This is a genomic window from Helicobacter sp. 11S02629-2, from assembly GCF_002272875.1.
Taxonomy (GTDB): domain Bacteria; phylum Campylobacterota; class Campylobacteria; order Campylobacterales; family Helicobacteraceae; genus Helicobacter_I.
Window position 1 is genome coordinate 22982 of the sequence record NZ_MLAN01000015.1, and the last position, 9000, is coordinate 31981.

The following is a 9000-nucleotide window of genomic DNA, read 5'->3' on the forward strand; positions in this document are numbered from 1 at the left end:
TCCCTTATTAAGTTATATATCAATTATAAAAAGTAAGAGAGGGATTTAAAATTCTTTTAGCCACAAAAAAAAGGCACTAATCCCTTGCTAAATTCCCACTATCACCTTCTACTATGGCTTTAGCCTGTGCTTCATACTTTAAGGCTTGACTAGCGTCTTTTTTAACTTTAGCTTGCATAGTAGCAAGCTCTAGGCTTTGTGCTTGTTGTTGTAACTGTGCTTGCAAGGCTGCTTCTTCTTTGGCTTCTTTGCTTGCTGCAAGCTTTTGCTTTTTATCTAGTATCTCACGCACTTGTTTAGAAACTGTGCTATCACTATCATCTAGCATATAAGGGAGTAACTCTAATACTAAGTCTGGAGGAAGCATACCGCTTTTTATCAACTCACTCCACTGCATGAAGCGGCTTTCACGACTAGAGCCAGTTTTTATTTTAGTAGCTATTTCTACATCATAGCTACCTACTTTTATCTTAGTGTCTTTACTGTCATTGATTTTAAAATAAGATGTAAAAGTGTCTTTTTCGACGATTTTAAAAACTTGTGCTTTTGTAAAGTATCTAGTTATAAGGGCTAAGACTACTTTAAAAACTTGCTTATCAAAAAGATCGCTTGCGTTTAAAAAGCGTTGTAAGCCTACAAGTCCTGCATTAGTCCTGCTTTCTACTGCTACTCCACTAAGGCGGTGGTTAGCAAGACCTAATGCTTCATCATTAAAGCCGATTAACTGCTTTGCTAACTCTCTTTTTGTGTTTATCTCTACGCCTAGTGCTTGTATATTTGGAGTGTTGTTTTGAAAGCTTATCTTGCCTTCTCTTAAGCTTCCATCATTAACCCTAACTACTGCATTATCGTTACTTACTTGATAAGCAAACTCTTCGGCGTCTTCAACTGCTGAGCTTTCAAAAAGTATCTTTTGAGACCCCATCATATTAGCCATTCTATTTATCCCAAAGTTGATAAAGTCTTGTGCACTTTTTATATCCCTAAAAACTCCATAAAAGTCATTATCAAGATCTGTATAAAGCTTTCTAACAACTATAGGACAACAAGGGATGTCAAAAAAGTTCTTTTCAACGCTTAAAATCCTTCCATCATTAAATATATACCTATCCCAGTAGGGGCTTTTTTCTTGCTTGATAAAGGCTTCATAGATATACACAAACTCCATCTTTGGGGTTTTTGTGTGGTTAGTGACAGAGTTAAAGCCACCTTCTTTATAAGTTTTAAAGGCTTGTTTTTTTCTCATCTTTAATACTTTGATGAAATAAGTTGCATCACTTAAATCTTGAGCTTGACAAAAGGGGTCAAAGTAAAGACTTTCAAGAGGTATGTTTTTTAACTCTATTTGAAAGTTATCAAACTCATCTTTTACAACCCAAACTTCAGCACATACAATACCTGCTAATAAGTCAAGATCACATTGCTCTTTAAAGCTAATATAGTCTGGCTTTTGGGTTATGGACTTTAAGATATTAGTTAGCAAATTTGCTAGGTTTCTATCTTCTTTTTGAAAGCCTAAAACCTCTATATCAGTTATAGAGTTTAGTTTATAGCCTATTATCTTATTAGCTATCATTGCATATATATTTTCAGTTAGTGGAGGTTGTCCACGTGACTTTAGAGTATTTAGTGTTTCAAGGTCAAGTTGTCTTCCTTGCATATAAGCTTTGGTTGTTAAAAACTCCTTCCTTGCATCTTCTAATACTTCTCTAGCATCAAACATCAAGCTTTTTAAGTCTTCTAGCTTCATCATCCCAATCCTTTATTTTAGATGTTTGTCTATTAATTTATCTATTATCTGATTTATCTTATCTGTCCCAAAGTAAGAGACTGCCCCGCTTAAAGCCACTGCTAGGTTTTTATAAAAACCAAAGTAAACAAAAATTTCATAGCTTACATAGCAAATAAAGATTGAAAGCCCTAGACTATGTATCACATGTCTTATCTTTCTACCAAGGCAAGGCTTTCCTTCTTCACACATCTGTCTTTTAGGGTCTAGCATCATGACAAGGGCTACAAAGATAGCCACAAAGATAACCGCCATATAAGCTGATATTATCTGAATAATTGCATCTAGTTTCATTTACGTAGCCACGCCTTACCCCTTTTATATAGCTTGCATGTTAATGCATTAGGGAATTTTTTAAAATTCTAAGAAAGTGTAGGATTTTAAAGTCTCCTTTGTTGGAGACATGCGGTTGTTGCTTTGTTTTAATTACAAGCTTGCAATTTTTTTGGAGTTATTGCAAGCTTGATATGTAAAAAGGTGCGTTTTTTGATTAAGATCTTGTTTTTATCTTTTTCTGTCCTCCTTAGTGCTTGCTCTACTAAAGTGGTTTATAAAGATGTCTATATCCCAGTTAAGTGTGATATCACTACTCCTATCAAGCCAAAACCTACTAATGACTTAATAACTAATATTGCTAATGCCTTTACCTACTCAAAACTCTTAGAAGATGCACTAAATTTTTGCGCTAACAAAAACAACTAATAAGAATTTTTAAAATCCCTCTTATCTTTTACAATCCCTCTTAAAATAAAGCTTAAGGGGACACAATGAAATACTGCGTTATAGAAGGTGTTGACTACGTTGGCAAGACTTCTTTTTTAAAACACTTGCAAAAAGAAGTAAAAGGGAAGCTAGCTTCCTCCTTAGATTTTAAAAGCTATAAAAAAGATGAGATAGTTTATATAAGCGAGCCTTTTTTAGGTGACCCTATGAGTGAGTATCTAAAAGGCTTAGACCCTAACTCTTTAGAGCACTCTTTTCTTAATCTCCTATTGCATGAAAGACTAAGTAAACACATGGAAAGAAAGGCTTGTACTTTTATAAGTGATAGAAGCTTTATAAGTGGGCTAGTTTATGGCAACTTTGAGTATAACACTGCCTTGAAGCTAGCCTTACCTACTTTTAGATTTAAAAAGCTAAGAGTTATAGTTATAGTAGCTAGCAAAGAGCGTTTAATTAAAAACTATCTAAAAAGAGAAGCAAAGACTTCCCTAGATGAAAAAGATAAAGAAGTAATCAGTCATCTTTTATATCTCCAAGCCCGCTATATAGATATCATGAAAAGCTTGCAGCTTGACTTAAAGGCTTATGGCTTTATGCTTAATTACACTCTTATAAACGCAGACACTTTGCTAAGTCATAAGATAGAAATAGGGCGTGACTTTTTTAATATTTAAGAATATTTTTAAAACTCTTTCTTTTTTATACTCCTTTAAAATTTATAAGGAGTAGGTATTGTTAACTTTTACCATAACTAGAGATATAGAAGATGAAGAAAAAACCATGGGAGTTGGCACATTAAAAGATGATGAAAACTTAGGGCTTGAAATTTTTAGCTGCTTTACTTTAGAGCCTAAAGGAGAAGATAGCACAGAAGAAGGAAGCAAAAGAAGAATTCCTGAAGGGGAGTATCTTGCACTAGATTATGTAAGTGGACGCTTTAAGCTAAAAACTAAGATATTAAGCAATGATGATGTCCCTAGCAGTAGAGGGATACTAATACACTATGGAAACACTGCTAAAGATACAGAGGCTTGCATACTCTTAGGGGATAAAAGAGATGAAAGTTCTATATCAAACTCACGTAGCACAGTTTCTAAGTTTTTAGAGCTAACAACAGGCAAAGACTTAAAAGTAGTCATAATTAATGACCTTTAAGAACTCTCCTTTACTTATTTGGCTAAAGAATTTTTAAAATATGTGCTTTTTTTTATACTCCTTTAATAAAGTCAAAAACTACAGGAGAAGAACATGGCAGATAAAGTAGTAACAACTGAAAGCTTGCAAGAAGCCTTTAATGCACAAAATGCAAAGTTTAAAGAGCTAATAGAAAACAATGCAAGCCAAGAAGCCCTAAAAGCACAGCTAAACTTGCTAATAGAGAGCTTTAAAACGCTAAGCAGTGCAAAAGATGAAACCATAAAAACACAGCTTAATGCACTAAGTTTTCAAAGCGAGTTTAATGAAAAATACGCCGAGGCACTTAAAAACCTAACAACTTTAGAATCTAAGCTAAACCTTGCGGATGAAAAAACTAGCAATCTAGAAGAAAAACTAAAAGATAGTGAAGTTAAAGTAACAAAAGACTTAGAAGCTAACTCTAGCTTTCAAAGTGCCCTTTCTAATATCTTAAAAGCTAACTCTGAGATGGCTTTGCTAAGACAAGAGTTTTTGACCCTAAAAGAAGAAAATGCTTCTTTAGCAGGTAGCTTACAAGATGCACAAAGTACTAGCATCTTAAGTCTAGAAACTGCACTATCTAATCAAGACAAAACTTTAGAAGCCCTAAATAATAGGATGGAAGCTTTAAAAGAGTTTTTAAAACAAAGCTATGATCTAAACTCTAGCGTACTAGGCACTGAAGTACAAAACCTAGCCAAAGAAGTAAGTAAAGGCAAGCTTTTAGTCGATGCCAAAGGAAGCGAGCTTTCTAGTCTTATAAAAGAGCTAAACGATAATATAACCTCCCTAAAAGATATAAGGAAGGCTGTGTCCTTAGAAGACAAAGAAGTCCAAAAAGATATAGCAAAAGACATACTAAAAAACCCTAGTCTTTTCCCTCCTTTTAGGCTTAATCCTCTAGTTGATAGTAATGCTGACATCTTTGCACAAGTAAGAGAGACGCTTAATACAAGCCGTGAGATCTTGCGTCTTTTTAGCACTATAGAAAAAGACTATGAAGACTTTTCTAAAAATATGAAAGCTGGAAGCAGTGAGGTAGATTCCAAAATAGAAAGCTTTAAAGATATAAGAGACTTAGCTTTTATACACATAGATAAGCTTATATATGAGATACAAAAAGCCCAAAGTGAAGCTAACGCCTTAGTAGAAGCCACAAAACTACTTCAAATCAACCTACAAGATGACATAACAAAAACTAAAGAAGACAAAGAGGATATAGAGCTTTTATCACTAAGTGCTAAAGAGTATGCAAGACTTGCTTTAGAGATAAAAGAAGATACTTTAATTTTAAGGGATGATAGCTTAGAAGCAAAAGAGACTATGAAGCTTCTTAGTGAAAGGGTACGTTTTTGGTATGAGAGCTTAACTAATCTTGATGTGCCTAGTCTTACTATCAAAGTACACAAACTACAAAACGACATAAGCACTTTGGGTGATGTAAAAAAAGAAGAGCTAACAAAGCTAGGAGAAAGCAAAAAAACTGAACTAACAACTGCTTTAAACGAGCTTTTTGCAAACCTCCAAAGTGCTTTTGAAGCACTTAGTGCTAGTACTAAAACTGATATAACAAACTTAAAAACTACTAGCTTAAGCGAGCTAGATGTAAGTGCCACTAAGCTTAAAGATGACTTAGATAAAAAAGCCCTAGCCCATCTAGCAAGCATTAACACATCTAAAGAAGCTTCAATTAATGCCTTAAACGACAAGCATACTAATATAACAAATGACCTAACTACTGCTAAAACTACTTTTATAAACGAACTAACTACGACTAAAACTGAAGCAGTAGGAGTTTTAGACGCGACAAAAGATAATAGTATAAAAGCCCTTACTAATGCTTTTGATGTCAAAGAAGTAGCCTTTTTAGCAGAGATGACAAAGATAAATGAAGAAATAGCTAGTCTAAAAAGTAAAGATAACATACTTAGTAACAAGGTAAAAGCTGTAGTTTATAGAGAAAGTGCTACTTTTACTAGTGATGATGCTACTAAAAACTATATGGTACATATACAAGGGGCTAGAGGCTTTGATAATGGAGGGAATGGAGAAGTTACTAGCTTTGGAAGCTATCTAAGTGTAGCTGGTGGGGCTGGGGCTAATAACGTAGGGCGTGGGCAAACTGGAGAGTGTAACTTTACCTTCCTTACACTAGCCCCTAATACTTCAGTTCCTATAACTATAGGCAATGGAGGTAATAAGGGAGTAGTAACTATAAGCTACCTTGAAGGATAGCAATTATGAAGGCTTATGAACTTGAAAGACTGCTTAGAAGTAGGCTAAGGGATACTAAGTATGAAAGCTTAACGTGGAGCGAAAATGAAGTACTTGATATACTAAATATAACTTATACTTATTTAAATCGAAACTTAAAACTCCTAGCAAAAAGTATAAACCTTTTGGCTAGGGAAGATAGACTTAAGCTACCTAGTGACTTTTTAGAGCTTATGTGCCTAAAAGATAAAGAAAAGCTTTTAAGCCCCTTAAAGCTAGCAAGTTTTATAAGAGATAAAAAAAAAGATAGTTTTAGTATAGATGGGACTTCTTTAAGACTAAGTCCTAATCTAGTAGGACTAGAGCTAGAACTAAGCTACTACGCCTTAGAAAAACTAAAAGACTTAGAAGGTGATATAAGCCTTCCTGAGATAGCCCTAGAGTGCTTTTTGTTTTACTCTATGTATCTTTTGTTACAAAAACAACAAAGCCCAGAAAGCTTAAAAGATAGCATGTACTATAAAGGGCTTTTTGAAGCTGAGCTTTTAAGGTTAAAAAGCGATGTTTTTAGAATCTATGATGCCAAAGACTTAAGAAGTAGATATATCAAGGTTTAGTTACCTTTTTTGTTTATCTTTTGTTTACCAAACATAAAGACTTTGAAACAATATAGAATTTTTTTAATTTTTCAAAATCCCTAAGCTTATATCATCAAAATCACTATTAAGGTTTGCATATGAGCGATAATTTTGGGCTTAATAATAAAGTATCCTTACTAAACAACAAAAAAGATGAGCTAACAGCACTAAAGGCTAGCAAAGAGCTAAGTGATGCACTTTATAAAGCTAGTAAGGCTAACTCTAGTGAAGCCAACTCTAGCATCAAGCTAGAACAAGACTTACAAAAACTTCAAAAACTTAATAAAACAGCAAAAAGCAAAATAGCACTAAAAGACCTAGACCCTAGCTATAAAGACAGTGGTTTTGGCGATATAAAAGACTTAAGTGAAGCCCTAAATAAAAAAAACCTTTTAGTCTCTTATGCTTTTAAGCCCCTAGAAGTAGCTACTCCTATAAAAGTCACAGAAGAAATAGAGGCTAAACCTATAACTAAAGATATAAAGAAAGTAGATATAAAACTTGAAAAGCCAAAGAGCTATCCACTATTAGATGATATAGAAGATAGTATCAAAAAGATAAGACTAGAAGGGGTTAAAAAGTATATAAACCCAGTTGGTGCTTTAAGGGTAGTAGATAATCTTAACAAAGAAGATAAACTAAGCAAGGAAACAAATAACGCACTAAACCCCTTAGATGTGGTGAAAGCTTTAGCCAATTCAAAGATAGACAAAAAAGACTTAGCAAAATATCAAAACACACTTTTTTATCTAAGAGACAACACAAGAGATATAGTTGCTAAAAAACTACTAGAAGAAGGCAAGTTTAATAAGCTACAAAAACACTTAAGTGAGTACTCTAACCCAACTAACGCCATGAAGCAAGCTTTAGCTAATATGGAGACTTTTTCATCCACTAAGCAGTTAAGAAATCTCCCACAAAGCTTGCTTAATCCTAAAGAAGGTTATGAGCTTTTTAGAAAGCAGTTTATAGCCCACAATAAAGCTGGCTTTACTGACTTTAAAGTACAAAAGATAGATGGAGAACAAAGGGCAGTTGGCTATAAAGATGGTAAAAAATATATATTAGATGATACTTTAATAAACTCCATGTTTAGAACTATGTATGAAACCCCTTTTGAAAGCATAATGACACTAGGGGGTTTAAGTAAGCTTATCCCTAATAAGTTCATAGCTACTGCTACAGGCATAGCTGGCGGTATAGGTAGGGCTATAGACTATAAGATAAACGAGGCACAAACTGGACTAAGTGAAAAAGGGGAGTGGTGGAAGCAAGGAGTAGAAGCCGCCCTAACTAACGCCGCTGCGGTAAAGCTAGGGGATAAGGTAGTAGCCCCTGCAATTAGTTTTGGATTAAAAACAACCGCAAAAACTGCACTTAATACGCCAAAATATGCACTTAGTGCTTCAAAGTTTGCCATCTCTCCAATAGATACTCTAACTCAAGCATATAATGCAAAGGCAACAAAAAGGGCTAGCGATTACATTCGCAGTATGTCTAAGGCAGAAGAAAACAGTGAAGTTTTAGGGCGTAATGCAAACTTTATAAAAGTAGATACAGACACTATATATAAAAATAATGGCAAGCATATAAAAAACAAAAAAGAAAGTGCCCAAACCGCAAAAGAAAGTGCGTCTTTGCTTCAGTTAGCTGAAGATGACCCAAGACTTTTTAAAAGTGTGCAACAAACTTTAAGCTCTGATCCACATCTAGCCAAAAAAGTAAGAAAAGAGGCTACATCTAGGGCGACCCAGATCAATAATCTTAATGTCCCAACCCTTGCTAAAAAAGAATTACAAGACTTGCTTAATACAGAAGCCAATAGGATAAATGACCTCTATAAAGTCTTAAAAACCCAAGCAGGAGACACTTTAAAGCCAATAGATAGTAAGGTTTATAAAGATATAGATGACATCTTAGACTATCAAAAAACTATATATGAAAACAACTTCAACAAACAAGGAAAAAACGCACTAGAAAACATAAAAGCTAGATTTTTTAACAAAGAAAACACTAAAAATCTAACTAATTACATAGAATTTGAACAACTTTTAAGTAACGATTTAAGAAGTTTAGTCAAAAGTGGAGACATCTCTCCTCACGTCATGGGTGAAGTCTTAAAGGCTAAAAATCTACTTGAAGAAGGCTTTAAAAAAAGCTATGAAGGGAATAAAGCGGCGACAAAATACTTTGAAACTAAGGCGGAAAAAGCAGAGCTTGAAGGCATAAAACAATTAGATGCCATAAATGAACTCCTAAAAGCCAAAAACGTCAAAGAGTTTGAAAGCACAACTAAGAAAAGCTTTGAAGAAAACCTAGAAGATATCAATAAGGCTTTTTCTTACGTAGAAAAACTAGGTAAAGGAAGCAGGGAAAAGCTAGAAGGAAGCGTACTAAAAAAGCTTATAGCCTTAAACACACATGGTAATAAAGAATTTAGCTACACTGACTTTGTAAGAT

General features: G+C 34.1%; 8 protein-coding genes. 6 read left to right on the top strand and 2 right to left on the bottom strand.

Annotated elements, in window-relative coordinates; genetic code table 11:
• Window positions 1-76 precede the first annotated feature (76 nt).
• Window positions 77-1753 (bottom strand): hypothetical protein, encoded by a 1677-nt coding sequence (locus BKH40_RS07660; RefSeq protein ID WP_143428475.1) that lies wholly within the window; start codon window positions 1751-1753, stop codon window positions 77-79.
• Between the two features lie 9 nt (window positions 1754-1762).
• The gene (locus BKH40_RS07665) at window positions 1763-2083 is read right to left on the bottom strand and encodes a phage holin family protein (protein WP_095278382.1); all 321 of its coding nucleotides are present in this window, start codon (window positions 2081-2083) and stop codon (window positions 1763-1765) included.
• A 192-nt stretch (window positions 2084-2275) separates the two neighbouring features.
• Here BKH40_RS07665 and BKH40_RS07670 point away from each other — a divergent pair, with 192 nt between their 5' ends.
• The 6 genes from BKH40_RS07670 to BKH40_RS07695 form a co-directional block, all read left to right on the top strand.
• Window positions 2276-2491 (top strand): hypothetical protein, encoded by a 216-nt coding sequence (locus BKH40_RS07670; RefSeq protein WP_095278384.1) that lies wholly within the window; start codon window positions 2276-2278, stop codon window positions 2489-2491.
• A gap of 65 nt (window positions 2492-2556) precedes the next feature.
• Window positions 2557-3186 (top strand): hypothetical protein, encoded by a 630-nt coding sequence (locus BKH40_RS07675; protein WP_095278386.1) that lies wholly within the window; start codon window positions 2557-2559, stop codon window positions 3184-3186.
• A 58-nt stretch (window positions 3187-3244) separates the two neighbouring features.
• Window positions 3245-3667 carry a DUF5675 family protein gene (locus BKH40_RS07680; RefSeq protein WP_095278387.1) on the top strand — a complete coding sequence of 141 codons (423 nt, stop codon included), beginning with the start codon at window positions 3245-3247 and terminating at the stop codon, window positions 3665-3667.
• A gap of 93 nt (window positions 3668-3760) precedes the next feature.
• Complete coding sequence (locus tag BKH40_RS07685; protein WP_095278389.1) at window positions 3761-5923, top strand: hypothetical protein; 2163 nt, start codon at window positions 3761-3763, stop codon at window positions 5921-5923.
• Between the two features lie 5 nt (window positions 5924-5928).
• On the top strand, window positions 5929-6519 hold the full coding sequence (locus BKH40_RS07690) for a hypothetical protein (RefSeq protein ID WP_095278391.1): 591 nt from the start codon (window positions 5929-5931) through the stop codon (window positions 6517-6519).
• A 119-nt stretch (window positions 6520-6638) separates the two neighbouring features.
• Window positions 6639-9000 (top strand): hypothetical protein (locus tag BKH40_RS07695; RefSeq protein ID WP_143428476.1); only part of this gene is annotated, 2362 nt, incomplete at its 3' end.

What these genes read in the sequence shown, in the direction of transcription:
- BKH40_RS07665 (WP_095278382.1), bottom strand. Translation starts at nt 2,083, where the DNA reads ATGAAACTAGATGCAATTATTCAGATAATATCAGCTTATATGGCGGTT.
- BKH40_RS07660 (WP_143428475.1), bottom strand. Translation starts at nt 1,753, where the DNA reads ATGATGAAGCTAGAAGACTTAAAAAGCTTGATGTTTGATGCTAGAGAA.
- BKH40_RS07685 (WP_095278389.1), top strand. Translation starts at nt 3,761, where the DNA reads ATGGCAGATAAAGTAGTAACAACTGAAAGCTTGCAAGAAGCCTTTAAT.
- BKH40_RS07690 (WP_095278391.1), top strand. Translation starts at nt 5,929, where the DNA reads ATGAAGGCTTATGAACTTGAAAGACTGCTTAGAAGTAGGCTAAGGGAT.
- BKH40_RS07675 (WP_095278386.1), top strand. Translation starts at nt 2,557, where the DNA reads ATGAAATACTGCGTTATAGAAGGTGTTGACTACGTTGGCAAGACTTCT.